The 26833-nt window shown below is 40.3% G+C and carries 17 protein-coding genes; 2 read left to right on the top strand and 15 right to left on the bottom strand.

From position 1 onward, the window contains the following. Positions 1 to 450: 450 nt before the first annotated feature. The 12 genes from ACT3CD_RS11240 to ACT3CD_RS11185 form a co-directional block, all read right to left on the bottom strand. Entirely contained in the window at positions 451 to 1524 is a 1074-nt protein-coding gene (locus ACT3CD_RS11240; RefSeq protein WP_444645724.1) for a metallophosphoesterase family protein, read from the bottom strand. Positions 1525 to 2104: 580 nt separating this feature from the next. After that, positions 2105 to 3400 (bottom strand): class II aldolase/adducin family protein, encoded by a 1296-nt coding sequence (locus ACT3CD_RS11235; RefSeq protein WP_444645723.1) that lies wholly within the window; start codon positions 3398 to 3400, stop codon positions 2105 to 2107. Between the two features lie 210 nt (positions 3401 to 3610). After that, positions 3611 to 4987: a glycoside hydrolase family 28 protein gene (locus ACT3CD_RS11230; RefSeq protein WP_444645722.1), complete on the bottom strand. Its 1377-nt coding sequence runs from the start codon at positions 4985 to 4987 to the stop codon at positions 3611 to 3613. Between the two features lie 163 nt (positions 4988 to 5150). Further along, positions 5151 to 6506 (bottom strand): FGGY-family carbohydrate kinase, encoded by a 1356-nt coding sequence (locus ACT3CD_RS11225; RefSeq protein WP_444645721.1) that lies wholly within the window; start codon positions 6504 to 6506, stop codon positions 5151 to 5153. A gap of 75 nt (positions 6507 to 6581) precedes the next feature. Then, a complete protein-coding gene (locus tag ACT3CD_RS11220; RefSeq protein ID WP_444645720.1) occupies positions 6582 to 7850 on the bottom strand; it encodes an L-rhamnose isomerase in 1269 nt (422 codons plus the stop codon). Positions 7851 to 7892: 42 nt separating this feature from the next. Beyond that, complete coding sequence (gene rhaT / locus ACT3CD_RS11215; RefSeq protein WP_444645719.1) at positions 7893 to 8966, bottom strand: L-rhamnose/proton symporter RhaT; 1074 nt, start codon at positions 8964 to 8966, stop codon at positions 7893 to 7895. A 516-nt stretch (positions 8967 to 9482) separates the two neighbouring features. Further along, positions 9483 to 10766 carry a zinc-binding dehydrogenase gene (locus ACT3CD_RS11210; protein ID WP_444645718.1) on the bottom strand — a complete coding sequence of 428 codons (1284 nt, stop codon included), beginning with the start codon at positions 10764 to 10766 and terminating at the stop codon, positions 9483 to 9485. A 206-nt stretch (positions 10767 to 10972) separates the two neighbouring features. Then, the gene (locus tag ACT3CD_RS11205) at positions 10973 to 12931 is read right to left on the bottom strand and encodes an SDR family NAD(P)-dependent oxidoreductase (RefSeq protein WP_444645717.1); all 1959 of its coding nucleotides are present in this window, start codon (positions 12929 to 12931) and stop codon (positions 10973 to 10975) included. 132 nt (positions 12932 to 13063) lie between these two features. Continuing rightward, positions 13064 to 14284: a PHP domain-containing protein gene (locus tag ACT3CD_RS11200; protein WP_444645716.1), complete on the bottom strand. Its 1221-nt coding sequence runs from the start codon at positions 14282 to 14284 to the stop codon at positions 13064 to 13066. A gap of 357 nt (positions 14285 to 14641) precedes the next feature. Then, complete coding sequence (locus ACT3CD_RS11195; RefSeq protein ID WP_444645715.1) at positions 14642 to 17110, bottom strand: alpha-ketoacid dehydrogenase subunit alpha/beta; 2469 nt, start codon at positions 17108 to 17110, stop codon at positions 14642 to 14644. A 154-nt stretch (positions 17111 to 17264) separates the two neighbouring features. After that, the gene (gene lpdA, locus ACT3CD_RS11190) at positions 17265 to 18620 is read right to left on the bottom strand and encodes a dihydrolipoyl dehydrogenase (protein ID WP_444645714.1); all 1356 of its coding nucleotides are present in this window, start codon (positions 18618 to 18620) and stop codon (positions 17265 to 17267) included. A 218-nt stretch (positions 18621 to 18838) separates the two neighbouring features. Next, positions 18839 to 20164: a dihydrolipoamide acetyltransferase family protein gene (locus ACT3CD_RS11185; protein ID WP_444645713.1), complete on the bottom strand. Its 1326-nt coding sequence runs from the start codon at positions 20162 to 20164 to the stop codon at positions 18839 to 18841. Between the two features lie 199 nt (positions 20165 to 20363). Between ACT3CD_RS11185 and ACT3CD_RS11180 the strand changes: the two genes are divergently transcribed. Both ACT3CD_RS11180 and ACT3CD_RS11175 read left to right on the top strand, forming a co-directional pair. Then, the gene (locus ACT3CD_RS11180) at positions 20364 to 21080 is read left to right on the top strand and encodes a GntR family transcriptional regulator (RefSeq protein ID WP_444645712.1); all 717 of its coding nucleotides are present in this window, start codon (positions 20364 to 20366) and stop codon (positions 21078 to 21080) included. A gap of 106 nt (positions 21081 to 21186) precedes the next feature. Further along, the gene (locus ACT3CD_RS11175; protein WP_444645711.1) at positions 21187 to 21813 is read left to right on the top strand and encodes a tetratricopeptide repeat protein; all 627 of its coding nucleotides are present in this window, start codon (positions 21187 to 21189) and stop codon (positions 21811 to 21813) included. 82 nt (positions 21814 to 21895) lie between these two features. Here the strand turns inward: ACT3CD_RS11175 and ACT3CD_RS11170 are convergent, their stop codons facing one another. The 3 genes from ACT3CD_RS11170 to ACT3CD_RS11160 all read right to left on the bottom strand — a co-directional run bounded on the left by ACT3CD_RS11170 (position 21896) and on the right by ACT3CD_RS11160 (position 26824). Next, positions 21896 to 25180, bottom strand: coding sequence for a TonB-dependent receptor (locus ACT3CD_RS11170; protein WP_444645710.1), 3285 nt, complete (start codon positions 25178 to 25180; stop codon positions 21896 to 21898). A gap of 440 nt (positions 25181 to 25620) precedes the next feature. After that, a complete protein-coding gene (locus ACT3CD_RS11165) occupies positions 25621 to 26187 on the bottom strand; it encodes a TetR/AcrR family transcriptional regulator (protein WP_444645709.1) in 567 nt (188 codons plus the stop codon). Positions 26188 to 26368: 181 nt separating this feature from the next. Further along, positions 26369 to 26824, bottom strand: a complete 456-nt coding sequence (locus ACT3CD_RS11160) for a V-type ATP synthase subunit K (RefSeq protein WP_444645708.1) — start codon at positions 26822 to 26824, stop codon at positions 26369 to 26371. Between the last annotated feature and the right edge of the window lie 9 nt (positions 26825 to 26833).

Raw genomic sequence — 26833 nt, 5'->3', positions numbered from 1 at the left:
TTAATATTTAGTTAAAAAAATGCAAATTATCACTACAATAAATATAGATACACAACATTTATTAAATAAAAGTCAAGAAAAAAACATCAAATATGTCATTAACATTAAAATAAAGAACAACAAACGGACAACTCCCGTCATCATACACAACCTGTATATACATACAATTCTTAAAAGCAAACAGATGCCAATTCCATCTTCAAAAAACAATAACACACTAACTTATCCTTGCATGAAAAGCCCTGATTGTGCGTTATGCTAGTCCTAAGAAAGGTTATGTGACATTGTAAACTCAATTTTTCCGGAATTTCCAAATCGTTAATTTGAATATTCCTTGATCAAATATTCAAGATTTCTGGCTGGCATTCACTAAACTAGCGACCTGAATAACTTCGCTAGATTTACAATCAATAATTAACTATAAATCAAAAACTTCACCAAACAACAAATCTAATTTTCACTAAAATACCCGTTTTTTTCTAAAATTGATTTCTCCCCGTTATTATTCTCTATAACAAGTACACCTGTCACCTCACTGCCATTGCGAATTGTCTTTTCATTAATCATCATTCGCTGTTGCGGGCCGCGATTTTTATTGATATTCCACATAAAATCACCTGAAGCATCCATATAGATACGCTTTAAAGTTAAAGTCATCTTGTTACCTACAATATTACCAACAAGATAATCCTCAGTATTAACCACTTCGCGCCCCCATGAGGAACCGTGAACAATTTGCCAGATACCATCCGACTCATGAACCGTGACATCATGAAACTCTCCCACCAAAATAGCATCTACACCATGCTTCTTCATAGTCCTGTAAAAATCGGTATCCTGCCCCCCTTCGAGCATCAAACTACTTGATGAACGAGCCTTTATTTCGCCCCATATTCCAACATGACACTGTACTATTTTAAACTTAGCATCGTTGTTTTCTGTCAAAACTCTATCAAACCATGCTAATTGCTCACCTACTACCTGGATACGCATTGAATCATTAACCAAATCAAAAGGATCAACTGTGATAACCAACAAATCACCCTGACGGACAAAATAGCTCAATCCTTTAAAATTGTCAGGTCCATTTTGTGGCATCTGCAACATTTTGTTATAAACATCACGATAAGATGGAATTAATTGACGCTTAAATGCCGGCCAGGGGTCATCACCCATTTCATGGTCGCCTACAGCGGTATAAAACTTCAGCCCATGCTGTTGCATACGTCTCACCCAACCACCATAGTACACGGCTCCCAAATGCTCTACCGATTCAGGACTATCCCACCAGTGACCATTAACCAAATCGCCACAAACCAAAACAAAATCGGGATTTTCATTATTCACTTGTTCTAAGAAATAATCAATCGCCTCTTCATAATCGGGCCACGGATTAGGAATATCAAAATTGAAAAAATCTGGAAAGCTGACAAACGTAACAGCCTTCACCTCTGTTTTTTTTTCGTTGGTGCAACCTGTAATTAAGGCTCCTAAAACCAACATTGTTAATAAATACGCTTTCATATGTTTAAATTTATCTTTCAATGGTCATATGGAACTCTCGATGAATTTTAATCATTCTCCTGTGTGTATTTTAGAATGCTAAAATTCATGTTCGTTTCATATGTTTATAATTTAATTTTTAAGTTCATATGAAACTCGCCAACATAATCATCTTCCTTTGTGTGAATCAAAGATCAGGGAAGCTGAATCTTACTCATGCTCGTTTCATATGGAACTCTATTATAATTGTATTGATGAATTAAAAATCCAGGTTTATTCGTCAATAAAATAGTCGCTCAAATTAAGTTTCTTTCATCTAACCCGACCTTGGAATCATACAAACCCCAACTATTACGCCTCTTAAAACACTTCAAAAACTGTAATAAACTAAAACTTCATTTTTAGAAGATGACTGAATCAGCATTTTCCTTCTAAACCAAATACATTGAAACAAAACAAGATTAATTGCTCATATTAAGATCATCATCCCGGGTAGTTATTTTTTAATAATTACTGTTTTTTTTAACAGTTCAAAAGGTCACAAATAAAAACTGGTCAAAACCAAATAATAAGCTCTGACCAGCCTTTTTATATTAAAAAACTATGAAAGAAACTTTTTCCTTAAATCTTCAATTTCCTTATCTCCAATTGGAACCATTGTACCAACAGAAGCGCCCATAACCATTGATTTTGCAGAAAACTCTGCGACTTCAAGCCGGTCAAATGTTTGCAAAAGCTTATCGCCGGTTACCACAACTGAATCATTCTCGACAATCACAACAGGGGTATCTTTATCAATGATATCAACAATTTCATTTCTGTCACGGAAATGAGAACCAAATGGCATATTTGGCACATCCTGAAGAAAAATCCAACTCTCCGGAATCGTACGAACATCAAATTTTACACCTGTAACCCCATAAGCCATCAAGTAAGGCGACTGAGTCAAAATGATTGAATTAACTTCCGGATTTTTCTTATAAATCTCCTGATGCAGCCATGTAGATCGACTGGGTAATTTCCCCTTCTCTCGCTGTCCATCCTTAATCAAGACAATATCTTCAGGTGAAATATCCCATCGGGATTCATTAGTAGGTGTAATCAAAAAATCATTGCCACGCCAACGATGCGATACCGTTCCGTATGAACTGATCATTAAACCTTGCTGACAGGCTCTGCGAACAATTTTTGTAATATCAGCCCGAATAGCTCTCTCTTCGCTGTCATGCATCTCAGCAGTAAACTCAGGCAATAAGCGAGGTATCTGATCTTCGAAAGCATCAATCTGATCATCCGACAAACGACGACTCTCACCAATTGTTTTAGCATTAATAATAGTACGAGCGCAAAGCTCCAATGTCTCAAAACGCTGAAAAGCATCACTCAGATCACTGCCACCGAGAACAGTACCATGATTCTCCATAATAACGGCTTTGAAACCTTTGGCAAACTCTTTGGCAATCACAGCGCCCAACTCATCGCTTCCTGGCAAAGCATAAGGTGCGTACCCAATAGGGCCGCATACATTTTTGGCCTGAGGAATTACGTTGGTATCGGGAATAGCACGAGCTATACTAAAAGAAACCAATGCTGGCGGATGGGCATGAATTACAGCTTTTAATTCGGGACGCATCTCGAATATGGCTTTGTGAAAAGGATACTCCGAAGATGGTGTATGCGGCCCCACTATCTCGCCATCCTTCTTAACACACATAATATCCCGGGCACGCAAATTTCCTTTATCAACGCCTGAAGGTGTAATCCAAATATTTCCGCTTTCGTCAATTATCGAAATATTCCCTCCCGAAGTGGTCGTCATTCCACGTCTGTAAATCCTATCGATGACCATTACAATCTGGTCCCGCGGATGCATCATCTCTACATCTAGATTCTTCATATATATAAATTAATTATCGTCCTCACTAATAAAAAAAAGCCCAATTTCCATAACCTGAGTCTTTCTACCTAGTCCAACATACCAATTAGGCTTGCACTCAAAATACTCATTTACGAGATACTCATATTCATCAAGTTGCGCAAGTCCTGAATCTGAACTTTCCAGCTTAAAATTTTAATTTTAGAAACACTAACGAATACAGCCTTACGACTATTGTTCAAAATCCTCCAACTCTTCAAACCCAACCACATTTTCATGAATATAGCGTTCTCCCGAAATGGTATCGACGCGAACACCTTTAAGCACCACATTTTCCACAGGCAATGCTTCCTGTGCTAGAATACGTGAAACAAATTTAGCTCCCGACGATGTCACATTTGTTAAAAAGACATTAGAAATAGGCGTTAGCCGTCGTTCATAGGTTGGAACCAAATCTCGCCACTGATATAAAACATCTGTCTCAATTCCCAATACGCCCTTGTCTATTTTACCTGATTTTATGTCATTTACAAATATATTTTTCACATAACCACCACGTCGTTCATTGGTTTTAATAAAAACCAAATGATTCAGCTTAGCACCGTCAACAACTTCACAATTTGTCATATATATATTTTCAACACCGCCAGACAACTCACTGCCGATGGCTAAAAGCTGATGCCCGTTTTTGACCAGGCAATTTCGTATCACAATATTTTCAGCAGGGCTATTCAATCTCCAGGCGTCCTGATTACGTCCTGACTTAACAGCAATGGCATCATCCCCCTGATCAAAAACACAATCTTCGATTAACACATTACGACTCATTTCCGGGTCGACACCATCGTTATTATGACCATGCGCAAAAACATTCACATCTCTAATAACAACGTTATTACAGATGTAAGGATGAATAACCCAAAATGGACTATTCTCGATGGAAACGCCTTGCAATAAAACATTTTCACACCGATTGAATTGTATAAACTGGGGTCGAAAGTTCGCGTCAGAACCCACCATCTGACGTTTATCTACCGGTACATTTTTGGCCGCCATATTATATAACTTTTTCAGCCCTGCCATATGTGCCTCAGGTCGGGGAAACCATGTGCGCCATATATCCATTTTAGCTTTAAGCAAGCCCTTACCAGTTATTGCGATATTCTTACATCCGTAGGCATAAATAAGAGGTGAATAATTATAACACTCCATTCCTTCCCACGTTGTATAAACCATCGGCAAATAATCCTCTGGATTTTCTGAAAAAAGCAAAACAGCTTCCTCTTCAAGATGAAGATTAACATTACTTCTAAAATGAATCGCGCCTGTGAGCCATTCCCCTTCAGGAATAATCACAACACCGCCGTTTTTAGAAGCGCGTTTCATAGCCTCCGCAATAGCCTTTGTTGTTTTGTCTATGTTGCCTTTTTCAGCCCCAAAATCTGTAATCTCAAACCTTCTGCAATCCGAGAAATCGGGAACTGATAATGCCGCCATTTCAAACGGGGCCTCCACAACAATCTCCTTAACCAAAACCTTATTTTTTGAGACATCACAAGCAGACATCAAAAAAAAGATCAACCCGACTGATAAAAATAATAATCTCATAATTCCATGTTTTAATTAGTGCTCGCAGTATAAGTTCAACTTCTGCGTTATGCTTGTCTCCAAAATAGTCATTTACCATAATAAACTCAAACTTTGCAGACTTCGCACGCGTTGAATTTGAACAATTCTTATCAAACGCTAGATTTTTTTTTGCAGATACTAATTATTGATTCAATCCCAAATTTATGGCCGAACGAACGCCAGGAAAAACTTTGTCCGCAATTACCATCGCAGCACCAAGCGCACTTGCATTATCAATTTCGGTCGTTAAAACTTCACATTGGGAAAAGAAAAAACGCATCAACTTAACAAACATCACATTACGGGAAAAGCCGCCTGATATAAAAATCTTTTTCACAACGCCTTGAGTACCCAACACAAGCCGCACAGAAGAGACCGTCAATAGTGTCAAATCATACATTAGCTGATGATAGGCCGTCTCAAAGTCCGGAAATAAAGACAAATCTATAGTCGTGTCAACATCCCCTTCTGGAATTCCATTCGCAAAAAAAGAAGGCCACTCACACCGTTGCGAAATGAGATCATGAAGCAACTCATCATTAGCAGTCACCGACTTATAACTATTCTCAGAAACATTAAACCAAGCTGTTAACCTTTCTATATTAACATCGTGAATATGGCCCATAAAAAGACGGGACGACTTAACGGACTGCTGGTTTGCACTTAAATAACACAACGAATCGTGCTCTAGTTCATCGGCAGTAAGAGGCTCATGATTAAAAGGATTCATATTTATGCACCAGGTACCTGTACTGATAAGCAAAAAAGGCTCTTTTACTTCTTTAAGATATGGCACCAAAGAGGCCGAACTGTCATGAATTCCCACGCCGCATTTCACCGATCGTCCGCCAATAACAACTTCTGTTACCGTATCATTTTTAACCGGTTCAGGTAATTTTACGCCATAATCTCCAACCCAGTCATGATATCTCATTTCGTCAAAATTCCACAAAAAAGTATGACAACCAATGGAAGTTAATTCCGAAACATATTTATTGGAAATACGTGATGCCAAATACTGCGGAAAATGAAGTAAATAACGAGTCTGATCAAATATCTTCCGGTGCTCCTGCTTCATCCATAAAATCTGAATACCCGAATTAAGCATGACTCCGAGAGATGGACTGGCAGTACAACGACAAAATTCAGTTTTACCACCATACGCCTCAAACAACTGGTTTTGATACTTTTCATCAATAGGTTTCAGATAATCATACAAAGGCGTCAGGCGCCGACCATCGGCATCAACCCAAACCAGCGTTGCACCGTATGTAGAAAAATTAACACCTTCCAGCTGATAACCATCATGTGCCAGCATTTCCAGAGAAGTGCTAATCCATTGTTCAATGCGATCAATATCATCGCAATCCACGCCGTCGTCATCGGTTGTTACCAAAAATTTCTCTTCCGATTGCCGGACCAACTTCAGCTCCTCATTAAACAAAAGAATTTTTTTATTTGTCTTCCCTATATCAAAAACGGCAATTACCTTTTCCATCAATCTATTTCTATACAAAAAGAACCCCGGAATGATTCCACAGTTAACATCCCGGGGCTAAAACTTGAATTCACCCTATCGTTTTTTCAAAACGGCTTTCTCATATTGCTGAATTTCGGCCACATAATCTTCGCCAGCAGAAACCCCATTAACAAGGCAATAATAATCCCAGACAGCCCCAAAAGCTCTGGTTTTCAAAACCTCAAGATAAGCCAGACGTTCAAAATACTGGCCCCTTTCCTCCATAGCCAACATTGTTTTTGTAGGCTCAAGCATTGCAATCAAAAAAGCCTGCTGGGTAGCCCTCGCGCCCACCACATAAGCACCTATACGATTAATGGAACCATCGAAAAAGTCAAGACCAATTTTAACCCTATCCAGAAAATTATTACGCACAATTTCAGAAGCAATCATCTTAACCTCGTCATTTAAAGTTACAACATGATCAGAATCCCAACGAATAGGACGTGTAACATGCAACAAGACTTTATCAACAAACTGTAAACAAGACGAAATCTTATCACCCACCTGTTCGCTAAGATGGAAATGTCCATTATCCAAACAAATCAATTTATGATTTGCAACTGCATAGGCCAAATAAAAATCGTGTGAACCAACTGTCATAGCCTCAGCGCCGATACCAAACAATTTGCTTTCAACAGCGTCAAGCATATATTCCTCAGGATAATCAACAGCATATACCTCATCAAGAGATTTCTTAAGAAGAGAACGATAACCATTTCTATCGATAGGTTCATCTTTTGAGCCATCAGGAATCCAGGTATTCATAACACAAGGGGTTCCTAATTGACGGCCCATCTCGGCAGAAATGACACGACAACGTTTAACATGTTCAACCCAAAACTTACGAATAGACTCATCTTTGCTGGAGAGTGTGAATCCGGAGTCGGCTTTGGGATGAGAAAAACAAGTAGGATTAAAATCCAAACCCAACCCACGTTCTTTAGCCCAATCAATCCAACCTTGAAAATGTTTTATCTCTATCTGGTCACGGTCAACAAACTCGCCTCCAAACTCACCATATATAGCATGCAAATTAAGACGCTGTTTTCCAGGCAGAAGCGACAGAACTTTATCAAGGTCGGCCCTCATTTGCTCTATGCTTTTTGCCTTTCCAGGATAATTCCCGGTCACCTGTATGCCACCCCCTCCGAGTTCTGCATCCGGTCGCTCAAAACCACCCACGTCATCGGTTTGCCAGCAATGCAAACTAATCTGCACCTTATTCATCTGTTCAATGACAGCATCTGTATCAACGCCGAGAGCAGCGTATTGAATTTTGGCCAATTCATAAGCCTTTTCAATCAAACTTTTCTTATCCATAAAAATAATATTTTAATAATTTGAAACCCCGTCACAATTTTATCAGGTTAATGAATTTCCAATTCCAACCACAATAACTGAAACAAGTATTAATGCAATACCAACTGTAATTGTCGAAACGGTTTTACGGGAAGTACCTTTCCATTCCTTGTTATAAATACCCCAAAGGTTGGCCGTTAGTATTATGGTAGAAGTATGTAAAATCCAGGAGCTGGCGCCATTACCCAGCTTACTCTCGCCCATACCATAAAAGAAGAACTGAAGAAACCACAAAGTCCCGGCTAAGGCCGAGAACAAATAATTGCGTAATAACGGGGTCTTCTTACTAACATATTCTTTATAACTTCTATTTTTTAGACTAAGGAAAAAACACCAAATCAGGTTGGTAGTAAGTCCGCCCCACAGAATAACCACAAAAGTGACATTATTGGCAAACAAACGACTGGAACCTTCAAATAATTGATCAGGAATCAGAGCGGCTTGAGCTGACAAAGTCTTCCCGGCCTCAATTCCATAATTAAAAAACGCGCTGAGGACACCCGAAAAAACAGCGATTATTAAACCCTTAACAAGCGCAAATTCCTTTACACTAGCTGATTTTTGTTCATCGGTCAATTCCTTTTCCTTCAGCAAGCCAGCTTTCCCGGTCAATGCAATACCTGTAAGACAAACAGCCACACCACCAAGGACCACTAATCCTCCGGTAGAATTGACCATATCCGTAAACGTCTCTTTCCCGGCCACATCCATAATATCGTAATAAATAGGAGGCACCAAAGCACCAAAAGCGGCTGTTACACTAAGAATAACGGAGTTTCCAAGCGACATCCCGAGATAACGAACGCCTAATCCATACATTAAACCACCTATGCCCCACATTAAACCTAAAAAGTAAACCAGTCCTAATATTTGTCCTGACGCGGCGCTAAGAATCTCAACGAAACCCGGTATCGTCAGATAGGCAGCAAGTGGTGGCACAATCAACCACGAAAACAAACCGCCCAGTAACCAATAGGTTTCCCAAGACCATTGTTTCACCTTATTATAAGGCATATAAAAACTACCGGATGCAAAGCCTCCTATTGAGTGAAACAGTACTCCTAATAATACTTGCATAAAAAATATTTTAATTCAATTGATATAAGATTTTATTTAAAGGCTTTTGTTCTCATTATAATAGATCAAAATTAGGTTCAATTAACCTATTGAGCAATACACATTGTGGCACTCTTTTTACATTTTTTGACACAAATAAAGAATTGAATATTAATTAGTACCCATTCAGGGAGTCAGAAGTCTGAGCTAAAAAGTTCTAATTCAAGGTTTGCGAAGCTTAAAAAATATAGATTACTATCGTAAATAACCTTTTTAAAGGCGAGAATAACTAAAAAAGGGGGAGAGTCTTGCTGACACTAATTTCATCAGACTTTCAAAACATGAAGTAAATAACACTTCTTTCAAACAAAAAGCATTATAGTCTTAATCCAGGCATCAAACATTACATCAATAAAAGACTCATTATCACTAATAACGGCACACAAAAAGTGGACCGGGGTTTAAAAGCCCCGGCCCACTCTATATATATATCAAAAAAACTCTCAATTCAGGACATTAATCCCAATATCACAAGCTCTATACCGATAACAGGTGTCCCTTCTTCAGAATAATATCTTCAGCCTCAAGATTCCACAAACCCTTGTTCTTTTTGCAGGCCTCATGCAATTCGGCAAAAATCGAATTTGTTTTTCCTTTTTCTTGGAATTCAGAAATTGCTGTCAAAGGAAGATTAATATGCGTATAAATAAGCTTTTTGCCCCCGGGTATTTCAGGTAGTCTTAACGTGGTATCTATAACAGCATCCAGCCCCCCGATATGTGTCACCAAACCTGCAGGATCCAGGCCTTTGCTCATAAGTTTAAGCGCCTCTTTCATGTCGTCGGTATTGCCACCACTGGTCCCAACAATATGAGTGAACTCATAATGTACCTTATAAAAATTCAGCGGTGCCGTAAAATCAGAATTTCCCGGACCGGCAAAAAAGTTAAGACAGCCATCAAAGGCCAGTATTTCATCAGCCTGTTGTACTATTGGCACAACTGGAGCAAAAACAAACACATCATCATAACCATAACCGCCAGTTAAAGCTTTCAACGCTTTGCCGGGATTCGCCATTTCTTTTGTATTGACATACCTGAGATCAATTCCTTGCGACTTGGCAAATTCAACGGTATAAAGGCTGGCTGCTCTATCTAATCGCGTTTGATCAATGTCGGTTACAACCACCAAAGATGGCTTTCGGTCTTCACGATGCAACACATAATTAATAGCTGCCAATCCCATAGGCCCCACACCAGCCAAAATAGCCATCTTCCCATCTTCTACAATTTCCATCTTATGAACATACGACCCCGGTGTTGTGTGATAATTGGCATGCATAGCACCTATAACGCATGAAAGCGGCTCCGACAACGAGGCCGGATAAAATCCCGGGCCATCGTATGGAAGCAAACAGCCCAATTCCATCACCTCGTTAGGAATAATAACGTAAGTGGCATCGCCACCAATGTATTGGTAACTATAGCCCGGCGCACTCAATACGCCTACCGGACCAGTTTCATAGTTTAATGCCGGTTGAATAGAAAACTTATCGCCGGCCGAAAACTGACCAGCCCACTTAGCTCCCACTTCCACCAACTCTCCGGCAAACTCATGCCCTATTATAACAGGGTTTAAGGCTGCATCAACGGGGATACGTTTATGCTCAGTACCCTGTGATGCCGCTTTATATGACGACATACAAATACTGTCGCTAACGACTTTGGCCAATATTTCATTTTCCTTGATTGGAGGCAATTCAAACTCCTCCATCCGAAGGTCCTTCTTCCCATACAAACGTATTGCTTTTGTCTTCATCATAATTCTTTATTATATAAAACAAAAAACGGCATTCCGATGGTCTCAGCCAATCTCTTCAACCCATACTATATTCAACATTCCCCTCCGTCAAATTGAAAAAAGCTTTGCTCGCATCCACCTTCAAACCATTCTGTAATCCTTAACGAAACATACCTCCTGTATCATTATTATCCAAAATACAGTGCCAACACCTCATCGAAGCTATTCTAATTCAACATAATCTGCCCCCCCGTAACAGGCAAAGCCTGACCGGTTTCAAATTCCTGATCAATGAGGTACATCACACCCTTCACCACATCCTTAACTGTACAGCCTCTTTTTATGGGCGTTTGGTTTAGATAAAACCGCTTAACCTCATCAATTGTTTTAGCACCAGGCACCTTTCCGGCTCGCAGGTACTGAACAAAAAGACCATTTTCCGGGTCACTCCATAAAGGTCCATCGTAAAAATTACCCGGACAAACACTATTCACTTTAATTCTGTCAGGCGCCAATTCGAGAGCAAACGACTGCGTCAAACCGATACCCCCAAACTTTCCTCCGGCATAAGCAAAATTCTTTTTACTACCATTCAAACCACTTTTACTATTTATTTGAATCACATCGGCCATATAGTCCTGTTTATACATGGTTTGTAATCTCATCACTTTCGACACGACTTTAACGCAATAAAAATAGGCATTGTAATTAATCTTCGTGACCAGATCAAATGTCTCAGGCGTCATCTCATCCAAGCCACCGGCCCGCAAAATGCCCGCATTACTAATAAATACATCAACAGCCCCAAATTGTTTTATAGTTTCACGCACAAGGCGCTCAATATCCCCGGTCTTACTAACATCGGTTTTAACAAAAAAAGCCTGGCTGCCTCCTGGAAAAAGATTTAATGCCCGGGCTGTTGCCGATCCCTTTTCATCATTCAAATCAGCAATGACGATATTAGCGCCCTGCTGTTTTAATTCACGAGCAATACCTTCTCCAAACCCCTGGGCGGCACCAGTCACAATGATGGTGCGATTTTCAACCCGTCCGCCGGATGCAACAGAAGAAATACGACGCCGGTAGTTTTCTACTTCCCAATTATCAATAAACTTTATTTGCTGATCTGTCATAAAATGAGGGCCCCCAAATGATTCCGACAACCAGGAGATTTTCAGCAAATCTTCAAACACATCCAAAATAATATCCGTTTGTGCGCTATTTTCGCCAATAGCAAGCAACCCGACTCCTTTTATCATAACCACTTTGGGCAGGTATCCATATTCAGCGACAAAGACTCTGAATTCGTTCTCAAACTGACGAATAACAGCAGTAGGCTCAAACGTCTCATCCAGATAAATATATTTCGACTTGCAATAAACTATGCTATCAGGAGTAAAAGGCTTGCTAACCTTATTAAAAGCATCTCTACCCGACGAGAAATGAGCTATTAAAGCACTATTACGGATTCTCACAGTCTTAAGTCCATCGACACTGGCTATCATTCGGATTGCTGGAATGATATCAGTAACCAAATCAGAGACATCTTCCGACCCTAAGGGTAAAGGTTCTTTAATATTAGCATTAATATCAGACAAAACCTGGTCGTAAATGAAACGTACTTCATCCACCGAATCCGACGCAACAAATATGCCATGATTCTGAAGTAAAATAACCTTAGGATCATAGCCCTTTATTTTTCTATAATCCTTTATTTGCTGTTCCACTTCTTTAAATAACACATATCCCGGATCGATGTAAGGAATATATAACGCATCCTCGCCAAAAATAGAAACAAACACTTTCTCCACATCATTGGCACTCATCACCCCATTTACTAACGTTGGATGCAAATGCACAACATATTGATAATTGATGGCATTATGCATAGAAGTCTCCACCGAAGGGCGACGTTCAGGGGTCAGATTGGCTGCCGTCAAATCAGACTTCACCTGTTGTTCGCGTTCTACTATATCTGAACTATAAACTTTAGAACCCACCTCATTCAATTTGCGGCGGTCGAGCTTCGCAAACCCCTCCTCAGTAATAGAAGCCAAAGCGAATCCACTGGCTTTAACCCATAAATAATCGTCGGTCTTAAACGAAGTATTCCCTCCTCCGGCAACTACAAACTCCTTTTGACTGCCGTAAAAACGTGATATATCAACTAACTCAGATAAACTCATAATTTCACTTTTAAATATTTAGCGCTAAACCCAAACCATGTTTCAATATAACAGGTCCTTTTCGTAAGACCTTAACAGCTATACATAATGAAATAATACAGACAATTGACACAAGTGTCATAGAATATAATTTTAAGCTTCTTCGATCAGCGCCCGCCCTAATTTTTCGTACATACCTCGATTCGAAATATCAGCTGCGCCAGAAATATCAACATAACCTTTTTCGCCATTGGCTGTCAGATATTGATGGGCAGCAATAACAGCAGCACCTCTTAAATTAATTTCCATAAGTAAATCTGACAAAGGCGTTTTTTTGCGCGCAAACAACTCAAGCGGCTCCATAGCAGGTGTGTTGTGCTCAGAACCAAATGTCACCACAAATCCCTCATTGTAAAAATACCCGGCATACTCCTCCAGTACAGCCAAACTATTACGCGTTGTAATAAACTCGACAGAAAAAATACCCCGTTCCTTTAATTTCAGTGCGACAGACTCCTTGTGTATCTCAAAATCAGTAAACTGCCCTTTCGAATCATCGGCTAAGAATGGATAAGTAGGTATTCCGCCAGCATGCAAGATAATCTGACGAACCACTTCCATATCTAAAAAAGCTTTAGGACTCTCCGGCACAAAAGCGCCGCCTCCGGCTTTAAGCAAATTACCCCGAATTTCGTTTTCAACTGCGGCAAAATCCAACAAATCTGACTTTAAGTCCTTCCCTCCAAACAACTTTTTATAAAACGCCACCTTCGACTGATCCTCTGAAAAAGACTCCTCAACTTTTAGCCTTAGAGCCTTTGCCAAATGACGCTCACGGACGATACCCTGCGTCATTACTGTTTCAACTGCTATATGAGAAATAGAAAAACCGGCATCACAAGCTAACAAAAGAGTGTTCAACTTTTCACACATCCGCTTAACATGATCGTTCGACTCTTTCTTTACATCTATCAACTGTTGTAAATAAATTCCCTTAAGTTGTGACGGGAAAGCCAAGCCCTTACCACTCAAATATATTCGACCCGGGTTATTGGGATCATTAACCCGAATATTTTTAGATTGATCTTCCCTGTTTAAACTTATAAATTCAATATTTGTGAGGGGAAACAAACGACGCTTTTCACACTCATCAATCCACATTTCATGACCATCAACCGTATAAAAATCATTCACGCCCACCACTTTAACGCCCTCATCAACCGCCATATCCAAAGCCTGAGGAATACTATCAAAAGCACTGAACGAATAGGGAGTATGCACATGCGCATTTACCCTCACGGAAGTCCAGTCATTGATCTTATCCGCCCTTTTTAGAAGAGTCGGTTTATCGGGAAACTTTGAATAATAACTCATAAAACAGACTTTTGATTAAAAGACAATAAACATTTACTTAGTGCTTGCAAAAAAATTCCAACTTCTGCGTGAGACTTGTCATCAAAACGGTTATTGACTTCAATAAACTCACATTTGTCAGACTTCGCAAGCCTTGAATATGAACACTTATTCTCAAGCACCGGGGTTTCCCGACTGATACTAATCACCGAAAAACCAAGATTATACCAGGCATCAGTCACATCAGAAATTTGCAATAACTATAACAATCAACAGACGTCAGACATAACTATAAAACAATTGCGCCGAAGCAGAACCAATAACCATTCAGCATAAAAAAAACTAAAAATGGCTCGTACCCGCATCATCAAATTTCATTTAAATACCCAGTTTGGAACGACGAATTTGTTCGGCATCGGTAAAATTACTTTTACATATATGCCCCTTTAAAGGCACAATTTTTTCATGAATAGCATCGAGGAACCAATCGGGTTGGGGAAAGAAAATTTCTTCCAGTTCAAACGCCGGAGTGATCCAGTTACGCGAGCCAACTACAACCGGAGGCGCATCCAGATAGTCAAATGCCAGTTCACCAATATTGCGTGCCAAATCATTTAGAAATGAACCACGCCCGGTGGCATCACCAGAAATAATAATGCGGCCCGTTTTTTTGACCGATTCTATAACAAGCTCATAATTAAAAGGCACCAACGAACGGGCATCGATCACTTCAGCCGACATACCATACTTATCTTCCAACAATTTAGCGGCATCCAAAGCTCTATACAACGTAGCGCCGATGGTTAAAATGGTGATATCTTCACCTTTTTTCTTGATATCCGGTTCACCCAGAGGTATTTCATAGTAACCTTCAGGCACGCCTCCCTCGTGAAATTGTTCACCGATGTCATAAATACGTTGACTTTCAAAAAACACCACAGGATCTGTACCCTGCAGGGCACTATTCATAATTCCTTTGGCATCGTATGGAGTTACAGGGAATACCACTTTCAATCCGGGAATATGTGCCACCAGGGAAGTCCAGTCCTGACTATGCTGAGCCCCATATTTAGAACCAACTGAAACGCGCATTACAACAGGCATCTTAAGCACATTTCCACTCATCGCCTGCCACTTAGGTAATTGGTTAAAAACCTCGTCGCCAGTACGTCCCAAAAAATCGCAATACATAATTTCGGGTACAACCCGGCCGCCACACATAGCGTAACCAATAGCAGTACCAACAATAGCTGCTTCAGCAATGGGCGAATTAAACAATCGATGATAAGGCAAAGCCTCTGTCAATCCGCGGTAAACGGCAAAAGCCCCCCCCCAGTCTCTGTTTTCTTCACCATAAGCGATTAATGACGGATCTTTATAAAACCGATCGATAAGGGCTTCAAAAATAGCATCCCGCAATTGATATTGCTTCATTTTAGAGAAAGGCTTACCGTCTTTATCAAATGCAAATCGCTCCTTGGTTCGCAATTGTTTCACGCGCGGATTCTCTGCCATGGGGTGATTAACTTCAGGTTTCCCGGGAAGCATAGCATCCACCGACTGATTTGAAAACATCATCTCACCAATGCGTTCAGGCGTTTTGTGAATATCCATAACCGGCGAAACAATTGGGTCAATCGACAGTTTAAACATATCAAACAAAACGGCTTTCACATCCTCAGAAATGACACCCAACTCCTTCGCTGTAACCACACCCGCATCAACCAACTGCTTTCCATAAGCAATAATACTATCCTGAGCCTGCCAGGCTTCCACCTCTTCCTTACTACGATAAGATGAGGCATCGGATGGCGAATGGCCCGAATAACGATAAGTAAGTACCTCAAGCAAAACAGGTCCTTTTTTATCATCTATAACTTTACGTTTCCGTTTATAGGCATCAATCACTGCCAACGGATTAAAGCCATCTACCCGTTCGGCATGCATTTGGTATTCATTGACGCCGGCCCCGACGCGAGCTGCCATACCGTACCCCATCGTCTCGCCGCTTGTCTGGCCTCCCATACCATACTGATTATTCATCACATTAAAAATCACCGGAAGGCCCCCTTTCATATCATCTGGCCACAATTTGGCAAACTGGTCCATCGCGGCAAAAGTAATACCTTCCCATACTGGACCACAAGCCATTGAAGCATCGCCTATATTAGCAACAACAAGCCCCGGTCGACGGTTAACTTTTTTAAACAAAGCGGCGCCAACAGCAATGTCGCCACTTCCACCAACAATGGCATTATTAGGATAAACACCAAAGGGCGTAAAAAAAGCATGCATGCTACCACCCAACCCTTTATTAAAACCCGTTTCGCGGGCAAAAATTTCAGATAACGTGCCATAAATAAGGAAACGACGCCCCAACTCTTTCACAGAACCATTAAAATTCTTTTTCACGACATCCAACGTGGCACCATCAAAGAAATCTTTCATGATGTTACTCAATTCAGACTCCGATAGCTTAGCAATGGCACTTAATCCTTTAGCCAGAATTTCACCATGACTACGATGCGATCCAAAAATAAAATCATCAACTGTCAATGTAAAAGCCATGCCCACAGCTGCCGCCTCCTGACCAATTGATAAGTGAGCCGGACCGGGGTGATTATAAGCAACACCATTATACTCTCCGGTTGTCTTAATCAAATTAAGCATGGTTTCAAATTCTCGAATCACTACCATATCGTGGTAAATCCGCACCAATTCCTCCTGAGTGAAATTTCCGAGTTCATCCTTCACTACTTTGTTATACTTGTTAACCGGAATTGGACTAAACTTAATGTCTCCTGATTTTCTGGATTCAGTGGGATCCAGGAATTGAACTTTTGGCATATCTTTTTTCTTTATTTATTCAATTACAAATTGATATCGATCCTTAATAATATGAAGAGATTTAAACCGCACATATTGAGTTAACCGACCTTTATAAATATTTAATTCCAGACTTAAACGCTGATCAAAAATGCAACGTCATCGCCTGTCATTTTCAAAACGCAAATACCGTCTCTTTAAAAATTTCAGATACAGTAGGGTGCGGAAAAACAACTTCCTGCAACTCTTTGAGTGTCATTTCTGACTCAATAGCCATAGCAGCACCGTAAATCATTTCGCTGGAAGGATTCCCTAACATGTGAACACCCAACACCTGTTCATATTCGGCGCCCACCAAAACTTTACAAAGCCCTGTTCCACCCTCATTTTCGGCTACAAAACGCCCGGCATAAGCCATTGGAAGTGTGGCCACTTTATACGATACATTTTGCGCTTTAGCAGCCTCTTCAGTTAAGCCGACTCCCGAAAATTCTGGATTCGTATACACAACACCAGGAATCGCATTATAACGCATCAGGTCTTTTCGTCCACATAGGTTATTAACCACCACTTCACCTTCTCGACTAGCGGTATGCGCAAGCAAAGAGAAGCCGGTTACATCTCCGGCAGCAAACACGTTAGGAATATTGGTCCGCATTTGTTCGTCTACTTTAATTCCGCCACGATGTAACTCCACCCCAATACTTTCGAGACCAACACCTTGCGTGTTAGGACGACGACCAACACTCACCAATATTTTATCGCCCTTTACCGATGCCGCCCGCCCTTCATTTTCAAAAAAGACCTCATGTCCTTTAACCGATGTCACTTTTGATGACATAAAAAATACAATACCCTTCTTCTCCAACATGCCACGAAGCATGGCAGACATTTGGGCATCCATCCCTGTAAGAATTTCGGGAAGCATTTCAATAATGGTAACCTTCGTCCCAAGGCTGCTAAAGAAACTGGCAAATTCGATACCGATAACACCACCTCCAATAACGACCAATGATTTTGGTAACTCTTTCAATTGCAATATTTCACGATTGGTTACAACCACGTCAACCGCTTCATTCAGCCCGGGAATAGGAGGCACAACCGCTTCTGATCCAGTACAAATCAAAACATCGCGGGTGAGATATTTTTTCCCATCTGCCGCCAGCTCAACGCCTTCGGCAGAACGCCCTTTAATAACCGCCGAGGCTTGAACAACATCAACGTTACAAGCCTTCAAACTGGCACCGACGCCTCCCACCAATTTTTTAACAACTTTATTCTTACGCGCCATCATGCGGGAAAAATCGATGGTCAAATTATCCGCATTAACACCATATTTAGCTCCAGCTTTGGCATTATCGTATATCTTAGCGCTATAAAGCAAAGTCTTAGTGGGAATACACCCTTCATTGAGGCAGACTCCACCCAAATCCTTTCTTTCAAAAAGAACCACTTTCAGACCCTTGGCACCTGCCCTTTCGGCCGCGACATAACCTGCAGGACCGCCACCTATAATTGCTAAATCGTACATAAATATTTATTTTTAAAACGAGAAACAAAACACTCACTCATTACCCTCCAAAACTGTATCAATCAATAAAATAATCGCGTCCTTTAATTAGTGTTTGTCTATAAAGTCAACTTCTGCGTTACGCTTGTCATAAAAACAGTCATTTACGAAAAGTAAACGCCTTGAATTTGGACTATATATTTCAAACCCTTAGTTTATGGACAGACTCTAATCAGACACTACAACTCAAATTCAAGTGTTTCAATCTCAATCGCAATTTGTTTTAAAAAGCGAGTTGCCTCGCCACCGTCAAGCGCCTGATGGTCATAAGTAAGACTTAATCCCAGGTAAGGGACAAAACCATACACCCCGTCACCCAGATCTTTTGGTCGCGGAACAATTGTGTTAACTCCCAAAATAGCCACCTGCGGTAAATTTATAACCGGAGTAAACATCTCCACACCATAATTACCAAGGTTAGAAACCGTGAACGACGCGGCTTCAGATGCCAGCAATTCAGGATTGACACTTCCCTTACGACAGGCAGCAGCAATTTCCTTAAACTGGCTGGACAGACCCTGAATGGATAAATCATCGGCATTTTTAATCACAGGAACCATTAGGCCACGATCCGTATCCACAGCCAAACCAAAATGCACCTTATTAAAAATCTTAATGCTATCACCCAAAAAATGAGCATTTACCTGTGGAAACTGCTTCAAAGCTTTAATGGTGGCGAAACAGATCATATCATTCAGTGTAATATTGGCTTGAGAGCCTGCATCGATAGCTGCTTTTACTTTTTGTCGTAATTTCAGCAAACGACGGGCATCAGCCCCCAAATGATGAGTCAACTGTGCCGAGTTCTGCAAAGAAGAACGCATCGCTTTGGCAATTAATTTACGCATATTTGAAATTGGCTTCACGTCAAAATCAGTTCCGTAAACCGGATTGACAGCCAACACATCCTGCGCTCTAACGGTACCTGCCAATCCTGTTCCGTCAGCAATATTCACAGCCTTCTCAGCCGAAGCAACCTGTCTGGCCAATGGTGTCATCTTATTCTGATTAGCCAACACCCCTGCCACATCACGTTCAATAACCCGACCTTGTGGACCAGTACCCGATAAATCAGTCACATTAACTCCTTTTTTACCAGCTAAATTGCGAGCTCGCGGAGAAACGCCGATTGCGTCACCCTTTATTTCCTCAAAAGGCGGAGAATCGACAGATAGCTCTGTATTAGTTCTCTCTTCCACAACATCGACTGGCTTCAGCTCTACCAATTCATCACCGTTTTCCGGACGAAACTCATCAACAGATTCGCCCTCTGCTCCAACAACACAAACGTTGGTCAAAACCGGAACTTCATCTCCTTCAGAAAAGAAAACTTCTAATAAAACACCGTCAACAGTTGATTCTTCTTCAAAAGATGCTTTATCGGTTTCGTAAGCAAAAAGGAGATCACCCTTTGACACAGAATCCCCTTTCTTCTTGTAAAACTCAGTAATGATACAACTCTCAACAGACTGCCCTTGTTTGGGCATAATTATAACTTTAGCCATACCTGTTTAAATTTTACTTCAAATATAGCGATAGGAACTTGTAATTACAAGTTAATTTATAAAATAATTTCACATTTATTATGAATTTCGAATAAACCTTGTCATTAAGATTTTCGAAGCTTCCATATACATGTTTCAAACATTTTTGCTAATTTTGCGAAACAACAACAAAAAACAAGTATTAACAAGACAGTTAAACATGCAGAATCCAGAAAACCTACCACCCCACAAACAGATTTATGAAATATTAAGAGATCACATCAATAAAGGCATCTATCGTGAAGGAGATTTATTACCCTCCGAGAATGACCTTAGTATTACCCATAACGTGACCCGGCCAACAATTAGAAAGGCCCTCGGTCGGCTCCAAAATGAAGGATACATCAGTAAACAGCAAGGCAAAGGAAGCATTGTAAAAGGGGCTCCCAAAGGTGTTGGCATTTTGTCACTACGAGGAACAACTTCGGCCGTTGGCCAGGATAATTTAACCACTGTAATAACAATGGCTCCGGAAGTCCGAAAATGGGAAGAAGCTTTTACTTTTCCCCTGACACAGACTGAGAAAGAAGTGGGCTGTATATACTTTGAACGTCTGAGAATGATGAATCAAAAACCGGTATTTTTTGACATCACCATGCTCCCTAACATTAACCTACCCAGATTTACCCAAAGAACCCTCGAAAACAAATCGTTGTTCGATGTCCTGCGTAAAAGCTATCAGATAGAAGTTAAAGGTGGTGAACAAAAAATACTAGCTATAACAGCCGACGAAAAATTACAACAACATTTTAACGTAGATGGCAACCATCCGGTGGTACAACTTAACCGGAAAATAGAGACCAATCGTTACGGCTTTTATATCTATAGTCAGGTATTTTGCAATACCACGGAGTATGCCTTATATGGGACATTTTAAAAATAATGTATAATAAACACATCCCAAAGTGTTTACAAAACAAACAACACCAAACAATCAATACGCAGAAGGTTGTTCCGAGCCTTCACAAATAAATTATTTACACATGAAAACCAATTACTTTTGCTTTGCGCTGGCACTAATGGGAAGCGCAATATTCAGCACAACCAATGCTCAACAAGCAGATAGTACCGCAAGCCTTTCGACCGACACTGTGGCAACTGAATCGACTCCTTCCTTTGAAGATCAGGAATTAATACGCCTTTTTAACAGTCATATTAAAAAAGGCAACTATCAATGGGCTTTGATTCTTTGGGATGAAATAAAGACCAAGGATACGCCCGAATTACAGTATGCATATCTGGAAGCATTAGAAGCAACAGGTAAAAAAGACAGCATGTACATTAAGCATCAGGAATTCCTGAAAAAATATCCTGATTATGCCCCGGCGTTGTTCTGGCAAGCAAAATATCATTTCAATAAAGCCGAGAAACTGTATCAATCTGAAATGTCGAAATACAACAAAAACAAAAATGCGACGACCTATGCCTACCTACGCAGAGAACTAAAACGAATCTCCGTAGATTACAAAAGGGCAAAAGACATTTTGGAAAAACTGACCGAAAAAGATCCGACCAATAAAAATCAGTTGGTTTACCTTCGAAACTGCTATGTTCGATTGGAAATGCAGGAAGAAGCTGTAAAAATCAATAAAATAATTGATAGCCTGTAAAAAAACACGCGTCGCAAAAATAGTTTTGCGACGCGTTTACAATTCAATAATCAGTCTATAAACAACTCAAACTCACTAAGCACTAGAAAATATATCTGGCACCAATTTGCAACTGCCACACCTGGCTATAATTCAAATAATTTGAATATGATTTAGTTGGATAAACATCATTCCCATCATCATCTTTAATTTGAACCATTGAAAATACCGGCACATTACCGGCGTCTTTACCTTCATACTTCAAAATTGCGCCATAGTTGCTCGATGCCATATTTTTATTGACACCCCATTCAGAGTTCAGGAGATTCCCAAAATTCAGAATATCAAGACTAAGTTGTAAGGTATGGGTACGATCTCCTGTTTTCAAAGAAAAATCCTGCAAGAAACGCAAATCCAGTTTATTTACCCATGGTGCACGTGCAGCATTGGCTTCGGCATACTCACCCTTATGTTTACTCAGGTAATTGTCCTGTTCCATAAATTTAAAGAAAGCATCTTCATCGGCAGCTGAAACAAATTGAATATCACCTCTTTCCTTGGGGATATAAATCAAATCAGCCTTCACTCCGTCCCCATTCATATCGTTACTGTAGGTAAACGAATTACCATAGGGCGTATAGCCAGAATAAAAAAGGCTGATTGTTGAAGCCATGTGATTATTGGCATAAGGCAAACGATACGACAATGAGCCAATCACCTTATCGGGAATAACATATTGCGAACGTTGCGTGCCGACAGTATTGGGTCCATTTATCGACTCCACACCGCTCCAGGCTGAGTTGGCATAACTACCGGGCATTCCCGAAACTTCCTTCATCTCGGTATGTGTATAAGCAACCATACCATTCAACCCGGGCAAAGGCTCTGCATTGACCGTCAAATTTATAGTATAGCCGTACCCCTTACTGGTATTAGACAAAACACAGGCATCTCTCACACCATCTAAAACCTTATAATCGTCTGGGTAAATGTACCGATTATCAGCACCTGAAAATGTTTCCCAGGTGCTGGTTGGATTTTTTACCAGATAATTTTGCTGCATTACCGCATTAATATTTTTGGTAAAAACCCCCTCCGCCGTAACCGACAAAGGGAAAGTCACAGGCACCTGATAGTCGACAGCAGCAGATGTCTTCCACACCTGTGGCATCTTGAAATCAGGATCGACGCCGGCCACAGAGCTTGGCACACTTCCATCTTCGGGAGTCACCTCGGTTTGAAAACCCAACGTAGATATCATCTCATCAACATCGGTAAGCATGTCGCCGTTCAACAAATCCAAACGGGAATCACGGCTTTTGACTGTCCCATCAGAGTTAAAAACCGTTTGAAGTTTCATCAATAGCTGGTTCATCCCTGCGTTAGACGGCATATTTGTAAAAAAGACCAAAGGTAAACGACCAGTAAAAATACCTGTTCCACCTCTAACCACAAACGATTTATCACTAAACACATCCCATGTAATACCCGCACGTGGCGAAAAATTAACACGTGCATCGGGCCATGTTCCTGTATCAATATGCTTGCCGTCAAAATCCAACTCATAAATGGCTTGATTGCGCATCAAATCGTCTTTAAAGCTTAAATAATCGGCACGCACACCAAGAGTTAATTTTACATTTTGAGATGGACTCCACTCATCCTGCACATAAGCTCCTAATTGCGAAAAAGTTACTTCATTGACCGGATCTGAGACGCCGTTTGCGCCATAAGTAAGCGCAAAATCAACCGGTGTTGCACCACTCAAAAAATCACTCAAACTGGCATACCTGTAATAACCTGTTCCACTACGCATATAAGAATTCTGGGCATTCTGAAACTCATAACTCACACCGGCCGTTATTTTATGCGATTCAATATAATAAGTAAAATTATCGGTGACCGTTACGACCCTATTTTTCACTCCGTTATTATAAGTAAAAAGCTCATAACCGGCAGAAATATATGGATCTAAAGCATCAGAACCGGTGGCGATATCACCACTCATTATATCGATAAACGGAAACTCCGACGAATTAGAACCACGAATATCCTGAATATCGGTATAGGTAAACAGCAACTGGTTGGAGGTTTTATCACTGATACGACTGTGTAACTCGGCCGTTGCCGAATTCACAATATTATCCATCGAATACATTGAATTGGCATACGACATCGAATGTTCAGAAACACGATTTTTACCGTAATCGCGATATCCTCCATCGGTAGAATTCCCGTTGGGCCCATTCCACGCCATATTTTTGGTATAATTGTAACGAATACTCAATTTATTGGCATTGTTAATATTCCAGTCAATGCGCCCCAAAAATTTAATATTCGTTTCATCGGCAGGAAAATCAGAAAACGAACCGGTATTATAATCATACTTATTTTTCAAATAATCAGAAACAGCTTGTAAATCGTCTTCGGTGACACGCGAAATAGTCTGCTTATCAGTAATTCCATCCGTAGAAGCCCTCCAGGTAATAACTTGCTGAGGAATCTTTTCATACTCAACGTTACTAAAGAAAAACAGTTTATTCTTAATAATAGGGCCACCCAGGGAGGCACCATAAATAGATCTTGACTCGTCAGCGCGTTCGCCAAAATCAAAACTACCTATTTTATTTCCGCGCAAATCCTGATTTTTGTAATAGGTATAAGCCGATCCCTTAAAGGTATTAGTCCCTGATTTGGTAATGGCATTAACGCCACCTCCTATAAAATTGGTTTGCCGTACGTCAAAAGGTGCAATAACAACCTGAATTTCCTCAATGGCATCCAGCGAGATGGGATTGCCACCACCAGGAAGACTGGAACTTAAACCGAAATTATTATTAAAATTAGCACCGTCAACGGTAAAATTAGAAGAACGACCATCACCACCGGCAAATCCCATCCCATTGGCATAAGGCGAAATACGGGCAATATCAGAGATACTGCGATTGATGGTTGGCATGGAAGTAATTTCTTCATTTCCAATATTAGTCGTCGCGCCCGTTTTCTGAGTACTGAACTTTGAATTCTTACGACCAACGACTACAACTTCAGACAAACCAACAGATCCATCCTGCAACGTAACATTAAGTTCAAATACCTGACCCAACAATAACGTTATGTCAGTATAAGTTTCTGCACTGTACCCTACAAAGGAAACCGTAATTTCATAAGGCCCCCCGGGACGTGCACCCTGAATATTGTAATAACCATCGCTATTGGTTACAACCGCATAATGCGATCCCGATGGCACATGCACGGCGACAACGGTAGCACCGGGCAACGTCTCATTATCATTCCCTACAACCTTTCCACTGATACCGGAAGTTGTAACCTGGGAAAAGGTGACAAGACTAAACAACAAAAAAACAAGAACAATAAGGTTTTTCATAACTAAACGAATTTAAATAATAAGGATAAAAAGTAAGTCTTTCAGTGTACCAAATCTATCATGTCTGACAACAAACATCTGCAATTATTATTAAATGAATATGTATAACACATTTAATTACATTAATCTTACCCGCATAAGAATAAAAAACCAAATAAAAAAAAGCTATGAGGATTAGAAAAAACGGTTTTTTTCGCAACGCTCACATTTTAAATGATCATTTACGCCAAAAAATTCCTTCATTTCGGACTACACATGCCTTAAATCTAAATATTTCAGATCAAGCACTTAAGTATTCTTGCTAATACGATATATCACAATGCAAAAATGCACAAAACCGACCAAACGGTCGACATTAAAACATAAAGAAATTGTTAATTCTATGTAAAATTTACCACACAGCAATTAAAATAAGGGGGGCAAACAAAAAAAAGAAGCAATTATTCAACGGACACCCCCTTCCAATAGAGACCAAAAGCCATTTCAAATTCTTTATTAAACGAAACTATGGGATTGGGAGAAGCTAAAAAATAATTCGCAAGCGTTCGCGTAAAAGAAAAATCAAAAAACGCAATTAAATCGGTCGGATACGATTTCATTAAACCCAAACTGACTTTAAGCATAATGTTGTTACGTGGGCCAGCCATGGTTTCCTCAACACGACCAATAACTTTCTTAATATAAGGACTGGTTTCAAAAATTGTGATATAATAAAAGCGCTCAGGATGAGAAATGAACCACTTCACAATAGCCGCAAACGTCTTTTGCGAATATTCCTTAGCCGACTCTTGTGAATAATCCCGGACACACTCGCGTTCAATCTGAAACATCAAACGCTTATAAAGAGCCAGGATCAGTTCTTCTTTGCTTTTAAAATAATGATAAAAAGTTCCTTTTGCAATTCCTGTACGTTGAACCAATTTGTTAATAGAGGCAGAAAAGCCCTCTTCAACAAACAAACTCATCGCTTCATCAAAAATCCGATCAAGTGTTGATTGGTCTGACATAAAACGCACTTTTTCGATTAACAAATGAAAGTTAATGTTTTACAAGTGCTTGACAAAACAATCCCGAATAATTTTATTTTAAAAATATCGCAATACCAAAACGATACAACACAAAAACCGGGACATCCAAATAATTTGAATGCCCCGGTTAATCGAGAGTTGAGAATAGTCCAGATATTGTTTAGGCTACAGCCGATCCAATCAGATAAGTAGCAGCCAGTGCAATAATGGCGTATAATTCAGGGAAAACAGCAAGGATAAGCGTCTTTCCGGCCACATCGTAACCAGAACCAACAGCTGCAATACCATTGGCACAAACCTGTCCCTGACGGATGGCCGACAACATAGCAACCAGACCCAATGCCAAACCGGCACCGAAGACTGCTGCAGCTTTCAGCCAGGTAATATCGTTGGTAAGCAATCCAAACCCACTTAACAAGAAATAACCAGCAAAACCATATAACCCCTGACTACCGGGAAGTGCTGTCAGCATCAAATAATTACCGAATGCGTCAGAATTTTTTTTCATAGCGCCAACAGAAGCATTACCGGCCATAGAACAGCCAAAAGCACTACCGATACCGGCTAAACCAACCATGATACCGATTCCCAGATAAGCAAATACAATAGGTTCCATTTCGAATTG

This window comes from Geofilum sp. OHC36d9, from assembly GCF_052400685.1.
GTDB lineage: Bacteria > Bacteroidota > Bacteroidia > Bacteroidales > Marinilabiliaceae > CAZHHH01.
Note: the sequence above shows the minus strand (reverse complement) of the source record. Positions and strands in the feature narration are given on the sequence as shown.